12 protein-coding genes and 2 riboswitches are annotated in these 14,560 nt (G+C 47.6%); of the genes, 7 read left to right on the forward strand and 5 right to left on the reverse strand.

Going from position 1 to position 14,560, the window contains the following annotated elements:
* Window positions 1-52 precede the first annotated feature (52 nt).
* Both ppa and fbp read right to left on the reverse strand, forming a co-directional pair.
* Window positions 53-580, reverse strand: a complete 528-nt coding sequence (gene ppa / locus RJ47_RS20005) for an inorganic diphosphatase (RefSeq protein ID WP_039486457.1) — start codon at window positions 578-580, stop codon at window positions 53-55.
* A gap of 164 nt (window positions 581-744) precedes the next feature.
* The gene (fbp, locus tag RJ47_RS20010) at window positions 745-1,764 is read right to left on the reverse strand and encodes a class 1 fructose-bisphosphatase (RefSeq protein ID WP_039486460.1); all 1,020 of its coding nucleotides are present in this window, start codon (window positions 1,762-1,764) and stop codon (window positions 745-747) included.
* A 312-nt stretch (window positions 1,765-2,076) separates the two neighbouring features.
* Here fbp and mpl point away from each other — a divergent pair, with 312 nt between their 5' ends.
* The 5 genes from mpl (at window position 2,077) to thiQ (ending at window position 7,631) form a co-directional block, all read left to right on the forward strand.
* Window positions 2,077-3,438, forward strand: coding sequence for a UDP-N-acetylmuramate:L-alanyl-gamma-D-glutamyl-meso-diaminopimelate ligase (gene mpl, locus RJ47_RS20015; protein WP_039486464.1), 1,362 nt, complete (start codon window positions 2,077-2,079; stop codon window positions 3,436-3,438).
* Between the two features lie 18 nt (window positions 3,439-3,456).
* Window positions 3,457-4,080 (forward strand): flavin prenyltransferase UbiX, encoded by a 624-nt coding sequence (locus RJ47_RS20020; protein WP_039486467.1) that lies wholly within the window; start codon window positions 3,457-3,459, stop codon window positions 4,078-4,080.
* A 52-nt stretch (window positions 4,081-4,132) separates the two neighbouring features.
* Window positions 4,133-4,264: riboswitch (TPP riboswitch) on the forward strand.
* Window positions 4,265-4,321: 57 nt separating this feature from the next.
* Window positions 4,322-5,329: a thiamine ABC transporter substrate binding subunit gene (gene thiB, locus RJ47_RS20025; RefSeq protein ID WP_005472657.1), complete on the forward strand. Its 1,008-nt coding sequence runs from the start codon at window positions 4,322-4,324 to the stop codon at window positions 5,327-5,329.
* Between the two features lie 9 nt (window positions 5,330-5,338).
* A complete protein-coding gene (gene thiP, locus RJ47_RS20030) occupies window positions 5,339-6,943 on the forward strand; it encodes a thiamine/thiamine pyrophosphate ABC transporter permease ThiP (protein WP_039486469.1) in 1,605 nt (534 codons plus the stop codon).
* A complete protein-coding gene (gene thiQ, locus RJ47_RS20035; protein ID WP_039486473.1) occupies window positions 6,927-7,631 on the forward strand; it encodes a thiamine ABC transporter ATP-binding protein in 705 nt (234 codons plus the stop codon). Before thiP ends, thiQ begins: the two co-directional genes overlap by 17 nt.
* Before the next feature lie 55 nt (window positions 7,632-7,686).
* On the opposite strand, the gene yjgA is transcribed toward thiQ, so the two are convergent.
* Complete coding sequence (gene yjgA, locus RJ47_RS20040) at window positions 7,687-8,214, reverse strand: ribosome biogenesis factor YjgA (protein ID WP_039486475.1); 528 nt, start codon at window positions 8,212-8,214, stop codon at window positions 7,687-7,689.
* Window positions 8,215-8,322: 108 nt separating this feature from the next.
* Here yjgA and pmbA point away from each other — a divergent pair, with 108 nt between their 5' ends.
* On the forward strand, window positions 8,323-9,666 hold the full coding sequence (pmbA, locus tag RJ47_RS20045; RefSeq protein ID WP_039486478.1) for a metalloprotease PmbA: 1,344 nt from the start codon (window positions 8,323-8,325) through the stop codon (window positions 9,664-9,666).
* Window positions 9,667-9,728: 62 nt separating this feature from the next.
* On the opposite strand, the gene lysC is transcribed toward pmbA, so the two are convergent.
* On the reverse strand, window positions 9,729-11,081 hold the full coding sequence (gene lysC, locus RJ47_RS20050; RefSeq protein WP_039486480.1) for a lysine-sensitive aspartokinase 3: 1,353 nt from the start codon (window positions 11,079-11,081) through the stop codon (window positions 9,729-9,731).
* A gap of 107 nt (window positions 11,082-11,188) precedes the next feature.
* Window positions 11,189-11,366, reverse strand: a riboswitch (Lysine riboswitch).
* 226 nt (window positions 11,367-11,592) lie between these two features.
* Between lysC and RJ47_RS20055 the strand changes: the two genes are divergently transcribed.
* The gene (locus RJ47_RS20055; RefSeq protein ID WP_039486482.1) at window positions 11,593-12,714 is read left to right on the forward strand and encodes a pyridoxal-phosphate-dependent aminotransferase family protein; all 1,122 of its coding nucleotides are present in this window, start codon (window positions 11,593-11,595) and stop codon (window positions 12,712-12,714) included.
* Window positions 12,715-12,743: 29 nt separating this feature from the next.
* Here the strand turns inward: RJ47_RS20055 and RJ47_RS20060 are convergent, their stop codons facing one another.
* The gene (locus tag RJ47_RS20060) at window positions 12,744-14,528 is read right to left on the reverse strand and encodes a PglL family O-oligosaccharyltransferase (protein ID WP_039486484.1); all 1,785 of its coding nucleotides are present in this window, start codon (window positions 14,526-14,528) and stop codon (window positions 12,744-12,746) included.
* Window positions 14,529-14,560: the final 32 nt, after the last annotated feature.

Raw genomic sequence — 14,560 nt, forward strand, 5'->3', positions numbered from 1 at the left:
ACGCAAAAAGAAAAAGTCCGCTATGTGCGGACTTTTTTGTGTTTTGAGGGCGCTATTTTTGCGCTCTTTCGTAAGATTCTAAAATTTCTTGGCGAGCGGCAGCGACGTCTTCCCAACCATCGACTTTCACCCACTTGCCTGATTCAAGCTCTTTATAACGCTCAAAGAAGTGCGTGATTTGCGCTTTAAGTAGCTCAGGAATATCGCCCACATCTTGAATGTGGTCGTACTCTTTGGACAGTTTAGAGTGTGGCACTGCGACGACTTTAGCGTCTTCTCCTGATTCATCGGTCATTTTCAAAACGCCGACTGGACGACAGCGAATCACTGAACCTGGCATCAGCGGGTACGGTGTTGGTACGAGTACGTCTACTGGATCACCATCGAGTGATAGCGTGTGGTTTACGTAACCGTAGTTACATGGGTAGAACATTGGGGCAGACATAAATCGGTCGACAAATACCGCGCCAGAATCCTTGTCGACTTCGTATTTTATCGGATCAGCATTGGCGGGTATTTCAATCACAACATAGATGTCATCGGGTAGAGATTTGCCTGCTGGTACGTCGTTTAAGCTCATTGCTAAAGTTCCTTTTTGTCTAAGTATGGGCTGAAATTTAACCAAAATACCTTACTGCTAAACTCGGTTTTTTGTAAATATTTGCGGCGAGACTTTGCTCAAGAAAATCAGATTATTCATGTATGAATAAAGAAAAGGCGCTCGATGAGCGCCTTTGTAGAAGATTATTGATCGTCTTCTCGATTGAGCTCGAGGAACTCCTCAACCTTTTTCACCATGTTCTTCGAGCCAACGAAAAACGGTACACGCTGGTGTAATTCGGTAGGTTTGATGTCCATAATGCGATTCACGCCGTCTGATGCTACACCACCAGCTTGCTCGATGATGTAAGCCATTGGATTACATTCGTATAGCAAGCGCAGTTTGCCGCTTGGGTGACTTTGCGTGCTTGGGTAGAGGTAAATACCACCCTTGAGTAGATTGCGGTGGAAGTCCGCGACCAGTGAGCCGATGTAGCGCGAAGTGTAAGGGCGCTTCTCGCTTGGCGCATTTTCTTGGCAGTACTTGATGTACTTTTTCACACCCATTGGGAAGCGAATGTAGTTTCCTTCGTTAATGGAGTAAATAGTGCCGTCTTCTGGGATCATCATGTTTTCATGTGACAAGCAGAATGTGCCAAGTGATGGGTCATAAGTGAAACCGTTAACCCCGTTACCTGTGGTGTATACCAACATGGTCGACGAGCCATAGATCACGTAACCAGCCGCAACCTGTTTGTGACCAGGTTGCAGAAAATCTTCTTCGGTTGGCGGAGTGCCAATCGGTGAAACACGACGGTAGATAGAGAAAATCGTACCCACTGAAACGTTCACGTCGATGTTTGACGAACCATCAAGTGGGTCCATCAGCACAACATATTTTGCGTTTTTGTTGAGTTCTTTATTAAACGCTACTGCTTCGTCTTCTTCTTCACTCGCAACACCACAAACTTGGTCGCGAGCTTCTAGCGCTGCTTTAAACTTCTCGTTGGCGTAGACATCGAGCTTTTGCTGATCTTCACCTTGGACATTTTCTGTCCCGACTGCACCTGTAATGTCACCAAGGCCTGCGGCGTTGATTTCACGGTTTACAATTTTTGCAGCAAGGCGAATTGAAGAAAGTAGGGATGATAGATCACCGCTAGCGTGGGGGAAGTCCGCTTGCTTTTCAACAATGAACTCGCCAAGGGTGCGCATTCCAGACATGGTTATTCCTTAAAAGTCGCTTCTAAATAGTGGGGGATGTGGCATGGATGATCTCTATTTGGATCGTTTCGAAATGCCTGAGCTAAGTGTAAGAGCAGGATCTTTTTATTGGTAATGAACTAACTGCTTGAGATCTCAATTTATTTGTCGACTCTTTGCGGTGTTTTCATGACTCGTCTGGCTGGAATCAAGCTGTACACGGAGTGTGCGGTTGAGTAAGGCTTGTGTCATACAGTGATCAAAGTTGTTCGCTTTTTAAGGCTTTATCGCCATAATGAGTCCACTATTATTTGCCTGAAACAGGGTCAGTTTATGCATATTCATATCTTGGGGATTTGCGGCACATTTATGGGTGGTGCTGCAGTGTTAGCTCGTCAACTTGGTCATAAAGTGACGGGGAGCGATGCCAACGTTTACCCGCCGATGAGCACGTTACTTGAATCTCAAGGTATTGAAATTATAGAAGGATTTGATCCTTCTCAGCTTGAACCAGCGCCAGACCTCGTGGTGATAGGCAATGCGATGAGTCGCGGCAACCCGTGTGTCGAGCACGTACTTAACACTAATCTGCGTTACACCTCTGGACCGCAATGGTTACAAGAGTTTTTGCTGCATGATCGCTGGGTTCTAGCAGTCTCAGGCACGCACGGTAAAACCACTACATCAAGTATGCTAGCTTGGATTTTGGAAGCCTGCGGTTACCAGCCTGGATTCTTAGTTGGTGGCGTACTCGGCAATTTTGGCGTTTCTGCTCGATTGGGCGAAAGTATGTTTTTTGTTGTGGAAGCAGATGAATATGACAGTGCTTTTTTCGATAAGCGTTCTAAGTTTGTCCACTACCACCCGCGCACGTTAGTGATGAATAATCTAGAGTTCGACCACGCAGATATTTTTGATGATCTTGAAGCGATTAAGCGTCAATTTCACCATTTAGTACGAACTGTGCCGGGCAATGGCCGTATCTTTGCTCCGAAACAAGATAAGGCTTTAGCCGATGTGCTCGAACGCGGCTGCTGGAGCGAAACGGAGTCCAGTGGCGAGCAGGGCGACTGGCAAGCAGAAAAAGTGGTGAATGATGGGTCTCACTTCAAGGTTTTCTTCCAAGGCAACCAAGTTGGGGAAGTGCGCTGGGATTTGGTGGGCGATCATAATGTCGACAACGCTCTTATGGCTATTGCAGCAGCAAGGCACGTCGGTGTAACGCCAGATCTTGCCTGTGAAGCGCTCGGAAAGTTCATTAATACTAAGCGACGTCTGGAGTGTAAGGGAGAAATCGCAGGCGTGACGGTTTACGATGACTTTGCCCATCACCCAACGGCGATTGAACTCACTTTGGGTGGCTTACGTAACAAGGTAGGTCAACGTCGAATTCTTGCCGTACTTGAGCCTCGCAGTGCAACCATGAAGCGCGGAGTCCATAAAGAGACACTGGCTTCATCGTTGCGCGCCGCTGATTCTGTATTCCTCTATCAGCCTGACTCCATTGATTGGTCTGTGGAGGATGTGGCTCAGCAATGCACTCAACCCGCTTGGACATCTAAAGATGTCGATGCGCTTGTCGAGATGATTGTTGCTGAGGCTCAGCCTGGCGATCAGATTCTGGTGATGAGTAACGGTGGCTTTGAAGGCATTCACGGTAAATTACTCGACCAATTGGCAAACAAGGCAAATTAGCAAAGAAGTATGCATTCAATGAACAATAAACAGAAAGCGATCACATTGGCCTTCACGGGGGCATCTGGCGCGCCTTATGGGCTGCGCCTGCTAGAGTGCTTGATCGCTGCCGACTACCAAGTTTTTCTTTTGATCTCCTCAGCTGCCCGCGTTGTGTTAGCCACAGAGCACGGCTTAAAGTTGTCTGCAAACCCTGAGTCGGCCAAGCAAGCGTTGGTCGAACACCTAAAGTGTGACGCTAACAAACTGATTGTCTGTGGTAAGGACGATTGGTTCTCTCCGGTTGCGTCGGGCTCTGCGGCGCCGAAGCAGATGGTGGTTTGCCCTTGCTCTGCAGGCAGTGTGGCAGCGATTGCTCACGGCATGTCTGATAATCTGATTGAACGCGCAGCCGATGTGGTGATGAAGGAGCGCGGTCAACTATTGTTGGTTGTTCGTGAAACCCCATTCTCGACGTTACACCTTGAGAATATGCACAAATTGTCCCAAATGGGCGTTACGATCATGCCAGCTGCGCCCGGTTTTTATCATCAGCCCAAGTCGATTGAGGATTTGATCGATTTCATGGTCGCTCGTATTTTGGATCATCTGGGTGTGGAACAAGGTTTGGTTCCTCGCTGGGGATATGATCACCGAGATTGATGGTTAGAGGAACGACTCTAGCTATTGAGTCTCATAACTATTACAATCAAGCCGATACTCATCGGGGAGCTATTCATTGAGTCAATGAAGCTGAGATCGAACCCTTACCATGTCGCGGTAAGTGTGCGGGACCCGTAGACCTGAACCAGATAATGCTGGCGTAGGAATTGAGTTAGGACATGCTGATTTTCAATTCAATTGTCCCTCAAACCTGTGCCGCTCAACAAGGAGAGAGCGAGCAGTGAAAACCACTCTGAGCACCATTTCATTCAGCGCAGTTGCGTTGGCCACACTATCTTCATTTTCCGTTACCGCCGCAGAAAAAGCGCTGACGGTTTACACTTATGACTCTTTCGCAGCCGATTGGGGCCCAGGTCCTAAAGTCGAAAAAGCTTTTGAAGCACAATGCGGTTGTGACGTGAACTTTGTTGCGCTAGACGACGGTGTCTCTATCCTTAACCGCCTACGTCTAGAAGGAGAGAACAGCAAAGCTGACATCGTTCTTGGTTTAGACAACAACTTGATGGCGGAAGCAAAAAAGACAGGCTTACTCGCTGAGCACAGTGTCGATACGACTTCAGTGACACTGCCAAATGGTTGGAACGACAGCACTTTTGTCCCTTACGATTACGGCTACTTTGCGTTTGTCTACAACAAAGAAAAACTCGCGAATCCACCCAAAAGCCTCAAAGAGTTAGTGGATTCTCGTGATGACTTAAAGGTGATTTATCAAGACCCGCGTACCTCAACACCGGGTCAAGGTCTGATGTTGTGGATGAAGTCGGTGTATGGTGATGAAGCGACTCAAGCATGGCAAAACCTTGCGAAGAAGACCGTCACTGTGACTAAGGGATGGTCAGAAGCGTACTCCATGTTCTTAGAAGGGGAGTCTGATTTGGTTCTCTCTTACACCACCTCTCCTGCGTATCACTTGATTGCTGAAGGGGACGCGAAGTTTGCTGCGGCCGATTTTGCGGAAGGTCACTACACGCAAGTTGAAGTGGCAGCAAAGGTGAAAGGCTCGAATAATCAGGCTCTTGCAGATCAATTTATGGCATTCATTCTCAGTGATGAGTTCCAATCTGTGATGCCAACGGGTAACTGGATGTACCCAGTAACAAGCGTAGAGTTACCTCAAGGATTTGAAACCTTGACTGTGCCAAACAAGGCATTGAGCTTCAGTGCGGATAAAGTTGCGGAAAACCGTAAGACTTGGATCCGTGAATGGCAAAGTGCGCTGACTTTCTAAGGGTATTTCTTGCGTAGCATTCCCAAGATAGGCTTATGGGTCGCGATGTTTATCGCGACCTTTGTTATTTCAGCCTTAGCCGCTTTACTGATTGAAGCGCCCTCTTTAAATCTTGCTCAGGTGTGGCAAGACCCGTACTACCGCCACGTTACCAAGTTCAGTTTTTACCAATCTTTTCTTTCGACGCTGTTAAGTGTTGGGCTCGCCATACCAGTAGCTCACGCGCTTTCTCGTCGTCAATTCATGGGTAAAAACCTGTTGCTGAAACTGTTCGCAACCACGTTAGTATTGCCTGTCTTAGTCGGTGTGTTTGGCTTGCTTGCCATTTATGGCAATAGTGGTTTATTGGCCGATGGGTTTGCCTACTTTGATAGCAAACTGCCTTTTTCAATTTATGGTTTGAACGGTATTTTACTGGCACACCTGTTTTTTAATTTGCCCTATGCGAGTCGGCTTTTGCTGCAATCTTTAGAGTCCATCCCCGAAGAACAGCACAAACTCTGTGCGCATCTTGGCATGGGGGCGTGGCAAAAGTTTGTTTGGGTTGAGTGGCCACGTATGAAGCAGCAGCTTGCTCATGTTTGTGGTTTAGTGTTTATGCTCTGCTTTACCAGTTTTGCGACCGTAATGGCGCTTGGTGGCGGACCAAAATCGACGACCATTGAACTTGCCATCTATCAAGCGATCAAATTTGATTTCGATTTGCAAGCCGGTGCGCTATTGGCCATTTGGCAGATGACGCTTTGTGGCATCATGGCGCTGATCATTCAGCGTTTGGGTAAACCGATATCAGTAAGCTCCGTGAGTACTACGAACAACCTCTATTTAGCCGGCAATCATTGGCGCAATAAAGTGTGGGATTACAGTTGGATTGGGCTCGCCGCCATATTGGTTCTGCCTCCTTTGGCAATGGTCATTGTCAGCGGTATCAATAGCCATGCGGTACAAGTGTTTACGGATCCGCGTTTTTGGCATGCACTGTGGGCATCGCTGAAAGTGGCGACCCTAGCGAGTATGATCGCTTTGTTGGCGGGTATTACCATCTTGATCACCAGTCGTCGACTCCGGCTTAATGCTCGAGCGCGGCAAGCGGATCATATTGAACTGATAGGCACCATTATTTTGGTCACCCCTGGTTTGGTTGTTTCGACTGGGTTGTTTTTGTTGCTGCGCTCATTTACGGATGTGTTCAGTTTGGCTTTTATGGTGGTCGTGGCAGTGAACGCGCTGATGGGTCTTCCCTATGTGATTAAAACGCTCTCTCAGCCGATGCTACAGGTCGAGCAACAGTATCAGTATGTGTGTGCAAGCCTTGGGATGAAAGGGTGGCAACGGTTTAAAGTGGTTGAGTGGCGGGTGCTTAAAAAACCGATGGCGCATGCATTTGCTATTAGCTTTATGTTTGCAATTGGCGATCTGAGCGCGATTGCCTTGTTTGGTAGCCAAGAATTTCGCACTCTACCACTCTATCTGTTCCAGTTGCTGGGAAGCTATCAGATGGATGCGGCGGCGGTCGTTTCCCTGACATTGCTTCTTCTCAGCGTTGGCTGTTTCACGCTCATCGAAACGTTGTTTAAAGCGAACAAAAAGGTCAATCATGTTATCTCTGACTAAAGTGGATTATTACTACCACAACGAGTTGTTTCATTTTGATGTTTCCGTTGAGCAAGGTTCGATCACTGCCTTGATGGGACCAAGTGGAGCGGGCAAGTCGACGTTACTGGCATTAGTGGCGGGATTCATTGAGCCAGTCAGTGGTTCGATTAGCGTGGAAGGGCATGACATTGTTGGTCTAGATCCGCACCGGCGACCTTTTGCGATGTTATTTCAGGAACACAACCTATTTGCTCACCTGACCGTCAGACAAAATATTGGGCTTGGTTTGCACCCTGGGCTAAAGCTCAGTGATGAGCAGCAACGGAAGGTGGAGTTGGCGGCGCAGCAAGTGGGCGTGGCTGACTATCTTGACCGATTGCCAGAGCAGTTATCTGGCGGACAGCGTCAACGAGTCGCCTTGGCGCGCTGCTTTGTTCAATCTCATCCAGTTTGGCTGCTCGATGAGCCGTTTTCCGCGCTCGATCCTATCTTACGTGAAGAAATGTTATCGCTGGTGGCAAAGTTAGCCAAAGAGAGAAATATCACCGTGCTGATGGTGACGCACCACATCAGTGACGCTAAAGCCATTGGTTCCGATTTTATCTTTGTTGCCAACGGGCGAGTGGCAGTGGCAGCAGGCGTTGAACAGCTCGTTTCCAACCATAGTAACCAAGCATTGAGCGAGTTCGTCAGAGCAGGCGAATAGAGAGCTTAAAGAAAAAGGATTGATGTGAGAGCATCAATCCTTTTTGTATTTGGTGCTAAACGTCTTCGTCGCTCAGCGCTTTTAGAACTTGGAAGATTTCGCGGTAAGATTTCGCAGGCTTACCTGCTTTTTTCTCTTTTGCCGCTTGGCGAGCAAGTTGACGCAGGCGCTGGCGATCCGCGTTTGGATAGAGTTCCATTGCATCGCCAATGGCCGAATCACCCTCTTCAACAATGCGGTCACGCAACTGCTCTAGCTTATGCAGGTGTGCTGTTGCTTGTGAGTGCTTATTGCGAACCTTATCTAACGCGGCTTGCAGTGGCTCAGGATCTTCAAAGCGCATCAATTTACCAATGTATTGCAGTTGGCGGCGACGCGCTTCGTTTTTGAATCGTTGCGCATCTTTGATCGCTTCTGCGAGATCTTCGCTAAGCGGAAACTTTTCCAGCACAGAAGGTTTTAGGCTCACGAGCTCTTCACCTAACTGCTGCAGCTCTTCCATGTCGCGTTTCATCTCGGTCTTACTTACCCAGATGATTTCTTCTTCCTCTTCCCATGGCGCTTTTTGGTTTTTACGTGCCATTTCTCTGCCTTAATTTGACCATCTATTTCTCTATTTTAACAAGAATCGTGGGGAGAAAGCGAAATTCTTGTTATCCTAGAGAGAACAAATCTTTAGAACTAAGTTGATATGGACGTAAGAGAGCAAGTTGCTCAACAGCGCGTTGAGTTAGAAGCCGCAGTCGCTAAAGCGTTAGAGATGGCGGCAGAGAAGTCTGATGGTGCAGAAGTCGCGATCACGAAAACCACTGGCCTAAGTGTCTCTACTCGCATGTGTGAAGTGGAAAATGTGGAATTCAACAGTGATGGTGCGTTGGGCATTACGGTTTACCGTGGTCAACGTAAGGGCAGTGCATCAACCTCTGACTTAAGTGAAAAAGCGATTCAACAAACCGTATTGGCTGCGCTCGATATTGCTCAGTATACCTCTGAAGATCCTTATGCTGGTCCTGCGCCTAAAGAGTTGATGGTCAAAGAGATCCCAGATTTGGATCTATTCCACCCAGACACGCCTGATCCAGATTATGCTGCTCAGGTCGCCATTGCCGCTGAGAAAGCGGCGCTTGAGTACAGCGACAAAATTAAACAAAGCGATGGTGCGAGTTACGATAGCCATTATGGGCTGAAGGTATATGGCAATAGCCATGGTTTACTGGCGAGTTATGCTTCGAGCCGTCACAGTACAAGTTGCTGTGTGATTGGTCAGGGCGCTAATGGTGAGATGGAGCGAGACTACGACTACACCTTGTCACGTCATAAAGACGATCTTTGGTCTCCTGAAGCGGTAGGGCTAAAAGCGGCAGAAAAAACCATCAGTCGTTTGGATGCGCAAAAGCTTAAAACGGGTCAATACCCGATCATGTTTGCTGCAGATGTGGCAACCGGTCTGATTGGTCATTTGGTGATGGCGATCAGCGGTGGCAACTTATACCGCAAATCCTCATTCTTGCTCGATCAACTGGGTGAAAAGGTTCTGCCTGATTGGTTTAACATCGCAGAGAAGCCTCATGTACTACGTGGTCTTGCCTCTAGTCCCTTTGATAGTGAAGGCGTCTTCACCCAAGACCGAGAGATCATTACCGACGGTGTGCTAGCGACGTATCTGCTAACGAGCTACGCCGCACGTAAAATGGATATGACGCCAACAGGCCATGCTGGTGGTATTCATAACTGGTATGTGCAATCAACGGGGCAGAATTTCGAACAAATGCTGAAAGAGCTAGGCACAGGCTTATTGGTTACAGAGACCATGGGCCAAGGTGTCAATATCGTGACAGGCGATTATTCTCGTGGTGCTGCTGGCTTCTGGGTGGAGAATGGTCAGATCCAGTTCCCTGTGTCAGAAATTACCATCGCTGGCAATCTTCAACAGATGTTCCAGAACATTGTCGCTGTCGGTAATGATGTGGAAACGCGTTCACAAATTCAAACGGGTTCTATATTGCTTGAATCTATGAAGGTGGCAGGCGAGTAGCAACTCCCTATATTTTGGCTTGAATAGAAAAAGGTTGGCGTAGTGCCAACCTTTTGTTTTTCTTAGCCCTCAAACAACTCAGTGTGCAGCTTTTGAATGGCTTGCTTTGAGACGGACTCATGCACTAAGAAGCAGAGGTTGTGCGGACTTGCACCGTAACAGATCATGCGTAGATTGAAGTCTTCCAATGTGCCAAAGACTTGTTTCGCGTAGCCTTTACTTTCACTCATGTTGTTGCCGATTAGCGCAACCAGACATAAGTTGTGCTCGACGTCGACGCTACATAGCTCTTCTAACTCAATACGAGCGGCTTCCGGCAGCTGAGGGGCTCCGCCTGAGGTATCAGTTTGATCCAATGTGAGTGAGACGCTGATCTCTGAGGTCGTGATTAAATCCACCGATACCTTGTGCTTGGCTAGAATCTCAAAAACACGGGCTAAAAAGCCGTATGCGTGGAACATTTTTGCACTGCGTAGTGTCACCATTGTCTGGTTGCAGCGAAGGGCTAATGCTCGAAATAGCGGTGAGCTCTCCACTTGATGGCGAATCCAAGTCCCGCCCTTTTCTGGCTCTTTTGATGAGCCGACAAAAACTGGAATATCATGACGCAATGCTGGAACGAGAGTCGATGGATGTAAGATCTTCGCGCCAAAGTTTGCCATCTCAGAGGCTTCGCTAAAGCTGATTTCTGGGATTGGGGACGCTTTCGGTGCGATACGAGGATCGGTGGTGTAGATACCGGGAACGTCAGTCCAAATCTCCAAGCCTGAGGCTTCAACCGCCTCCGCAATCAGTGCGGCGCTGTAGTCACTGCCGCCGCGACCTAGGGTTGTGGTATTGCCTTCTGCGTCTGAGCCGATAAAGCCTTGAGTGATCACTACGGATTCTTGGCAAAGTGGAATGAGCTTTTCTTCGGCAAGCTGACGGATGCTATCTAGCTCTGGTTCCGCTTTGCCAAAATTGCTGTCGGTACGCAATACTTCTCGAATATCGAAACGTGTGGCGGCGATTCCTCGCTCTCTCATTAATTGGGTAAGCAGGTGAGTCGACATCAGCTCACCACACGCGACTAAGTGGTCTGTGAGCTTACGGCTGGCTTGGATTGAAGCGGCTTCTGCAAGGCTCGTCACCGTATCTAGAATGGTGTAGACCTCGGCTGCAGCCTGGGTTGAATCTTCGAGTTGGTCCAAAACAGCATTATGGATCTCAGCCAGTTTGGTTAATATTTCACTTCGATGTGTTTGGTCTTGCACACCATTGGCTAACTCGACCAATAAGTTGGTGACACCTGAACACGCACTGCTAACAACTAATTTGGTATTGGGGTTTGATTCGATAATGGCTGCACAGCGACTCATCGCCTCAAAATTTGCAACACTTGTCCCACCAAACTTAGCAACATTGAAACTGCCCACGGCATTTCTCCCACGACTTCCTGAAAATAAAACTGGGGGTTAACCCAACATCCGATGTTTGCTTGAAGAGAGAATGAGCGAAAAAGAGGTATTTTTGAAATGCTATTGACCTCAGAAGCTCATCATCAGGCTGTGCTGATGACAGTTGATGGGACTCAACCCAAGTCAACCGACAAACCAAAACCACACTTTTGGCTTACCTCGGCACTGCTCCCCCTCAATGTGTTGTCTCGGAATTGTGGTTCCACGACACATCTACCTGGGCAGTGCTCCTCTTCTGCAACAATTTAAGTTGCGTGGCATAAATATTCGCCACCTATCCAGCATTGAACGTTTTTATGTGACCAATGTCAACGGTATTTTGTAACTTTATGCTCTTGGTAAATTAACAAACTTGTGACACTGGTTTGACCTCAAGACTTTGGGCTAATTGCTGAGGCGTTTGAATTGGATTAAGGTGAATCAATAACCTTCAACAGAACAATAAAATAGTTTGCAAAAGGAGCTGCCAATGACGATTCAAAGTTTTATTCCACCTCACCGCATCCTGATGGGACCGGGACCTTCGGACATTTCACCTCAAGTGCTGCAGGCGTTGAGTCGTCCAACGGTTGGTCACTTGGACCCTCTATTTATCAAGATGATGGACGAACTTAAGCAGCTACTTAAGTATGCATTCCAAACGGAAAATGACTTCACGATTGCAGTTTCTGCGCCCGGGAGTGCAGGAATGGAAACTTGCTTCGTCAATTTGATTGAGCCAGGTGACAAAGTAATTGTTTGTCGAAATGGCGTATTTGGCGAGCGCATGAGAGAAAACGTCGTCCGTGCAGGCGGTGTGGTTGAGCTTGTTGACGACGAGTGGGGCGCACCGGTCTCGGTAGAGAAAGTGGAACAGGCTCTGAAAGCCAACCCAGATGCGAAGATTCTTGCTTTTGTTCATGCTGAAACCTCGACAGGTGCTTGCAGTGATGCAGAGGCTCTCGGTAAGCTCGCTAAGCAGCACGGCGTGTTATCGATTGTGGATGCGGTAACGTCTTTGGGTGGCGTTCCACTAAAAGTTGATGAGTGGCAGTTGGATGCGGTTTACTCAGGTAGCCAGAAATGTTTGTCGTGTGTACCAGGTTTATCGCCAGTGACACTCTCTCAAGCAGCCATTGATAAAATCCAAGCGAGAAAGACACCTGTCCAGAGTTGGTTCCTTGATCAAAGCCTTGTGTTGGGGTACTGGAGCGGGGAAGGCAAGCGCAGCTACCATCACACTGCGCCCGTTAATAGCCTTTATGCGCTTCATGAATCATTGCTCATTTTGCAAAATGAGGGGCTAGAAAATGCTTGGCAACGCCATCGCGAGATGCACGAAAAGCTAAAAGTTGGATTAGAGAAGCTGGGTTTTGAATTTGTTGTTGAGGAGCAATCTCGCTTGCCTCAGTTGAACGCAATTTATGTACCTCAAGGGGTAGATGAGGCAAAAGTGCGTAGCCACTTGCTTGATACTTATAACCTAGAAATTGGCGCGGGCTTAGGTGCTCTCGCAGGAAAAGCTTGGCGTATCGGCCTAATGGGATATGGAGCGAAATCGGAGAATGTCGCTCTTTGTTTGAGAGCATTAGAAGAGTCACTGACGCAATAAATGACAAGGCGACCTAAGGTCGCCTTTCTTTATTCTGCTGGTTTACTTGCCTCTGTGGTCAGTGCGTCGATGTTTGGTGGAACATACTGCACTTCACTAAAGTCGCGATTTGGGAATAGGAACTGTGCTTCACTTCGGATCTGCTGCGCTTTCTCTTCTTCGCCAATACCTTGATAAGCCAAGATCAGGTTGTTATAAAAAGCCGGTCTTGGTTTGTCTTTGATGATCTCCAGTGACCAATCGATGTATGGCTGAATAAACTCAGGGTCATGTTTATACAGGCCAATATTGAGATAAGTGCTGTAAATGTCCCAGTCATATCGATCTTGCCATGCAATTGGGTTGGTGACTTGATTCAAAATCTCAGGATCTTTGGGGTTAGACTTTTCAAACTGAGTGAGAACGTAATTGGTATGCAGGGCACTCACCATATAAAAGCTAACTAAGATGGGCATCACCAAACTGGAGACACGCAGTCCAGTTTGAGAAACAAAACTAAAGGTCACGCTCCGATACTTATTGGCTCTTTGGTCAACCCAATAGAGTAGGGTGATGAAGGTGATCCAATGGATCGCCGAGTGATAGAAGGGGTATTCCAACTGCGAATGCAGCACAATTGGAATGAACAACGCAAAGAGCGCCAATCGGGTGCCTTTTTTACCTTGATAGACCCGTATCAATACTAGAGTGGCCGCTAAGAAAATAGCCAGTATTGGCACTAACCCACCTTCAACGCCCCAATACAACAGCTCGTTGTGTGGATGGTCAAGAGCGGGGAGACCTGGATGATACTCTGGATTAAGTTGATGTTGGCGAGCGCTATAGACAATGTATTCAGACTCAAATTTACCATAACCATATCCGGAAAACGGCTTCTCGATTAGCATATCTAGCGCTTGAGGAATGTGGTATTCCCTTGGACTTTTAAGGTTTACTTTTTGAGCCGATAGGTTTTTGGGTGAATCTACATTATGTTGAGCGACATTTGGTATCAAGCCCAGCATTACCCCTAAACTGAGTGAGACAACCCAACCCCAAAAACGTTTTTTTGTCGCAAATCTGTAGAGATAAGGTAGTACCCCAAGGATCACGAGAATCGCACTTAGCCATCCCGTTCGTGACGCAAGTACTATAAGTAGGGGGACGGTGAGTGCAGGGATTAAATACAGAAGCGCAACATCACTGATTTTGGTTTGATATTTAATTGGTTGTCGCGTTAGTAGGTAGCCTGATATGGCAAGCCCTGTTGCGAGAAAAGTCGCCATGACATTGGGCTGCTGAAAAATTCCATAAGGGCGGTTGATTAGCGTGTTGTAGCCAATAAGATTGCCGGGCTCTAACAGTAAGTATTGTACCCAACCAAAGAGAGCTTCAATGGTAACGGCGATGACGATGAACCATAGCAAGCGCTGCTTCTGTTTATTGCTGAAACGAAACTGTTGCAAGACGACGAACAAAAGATAGCCTGCCCACAAGCCAGTTAACTTGCCAATAGAGAGCTCTATAACCGAACTTGGATAGAAAACAGGTAACGTGATAAGCAGACAGCAAATGAAGAAACCAATCGTGAGCTTGTTGTAACGTAAGGCTCCCTCGGTTCCGACTTGATAAAGGCCAATAGCGAGAGCAAAACTGAGTGCGAGCCAAGTGGTCGGGTTGAATGAAAGCGCCAACCCAGCCCCTCCGGGGTTAGGCATAAAAAAGTGCATTGCGATGATGTAGATGGCGCCAAATGCGACCAAGAAGGGTTTATTCAGCGGTACCTTTGGTTTTTGCTTTGCTAGTTTTGTCCCGGAAACGTGTGTGGTAGCCATGGGGTCCATATCCTAATAAAAACAGGCCAGTG

The sequence above is a fragment of the Vibrio sinaloensis genome (genome assembly GCF_000808535.1).
Taxonomy (GTDB): domain Bacteria; phylum Pseudomonadota; class Gammaproteobacteria; order Enterobacterales; family Vibrionaceae; genus Vibrio; species Vibrio sinaloensis_D.

Bases quoted from the DNA above. Each gene is read 5' to 3' on its own strand.
- ppa (WP_039486457.1), bottom strand. From the start codon at position 580: ATGAGCTTAAACGACGTACCAGCAGGCAAATCTCTACCCGATGACATC.
- fbp (WP_039486460.1), bottom strand. From the start codon at position 1,764: ATGTCTGGAATGCGCACCCTTGGCGAGTTCATTGTTGAAAAGCAAGCG.
- mpl (WP_039486464.1), top strand. From the start codon at position 2,077: ATGCATATTCATATCTTGGGGATTTGCGGCACATTTATGGGTGGTGCT.
- RJ47_RS20020 (WP_039486467.1), top strand. From the start codon at position 3,457: ATGAACAATAAACAGAAAGCGATCACATTGGCCTTCACGGGGGCATCT.
- thiQ (WP_039486473.1), top strand. From the start codon at position 6,927: ATGTTATCTCTGACTAAAGTGGATTATTACTACCACAACGAGTTGTTT.
- yjgA (WP_039486475.1), bottom strand. From the start codon at position 8,214: ATGGCACGTAAAAACCAAAAAGCGCCATGGGAAGAGGAAGAAGAAATC.
- pmbA (WP_039486478.1), top strand. From the start codon at position 8,323: ATGGACGTAAGAGAGCAAGTTGCTCAACAGCGCGTTGAGTTAGAAGCC.
- RJ47_RS20055 (WP_039486482.1), top strand. From the start codon at position 11,593: ATGACGATTCAAAGTTTTATTCCACCTCACCGCATCCTGATGGGACCG.
- RJ47_RS20060 (WP_039486484.1), bottom strand. From the start codon at position 14,528: ATGGCTACCACACACGTTTCCGGGACAAAACTAGCAAAGCAAAAACCA.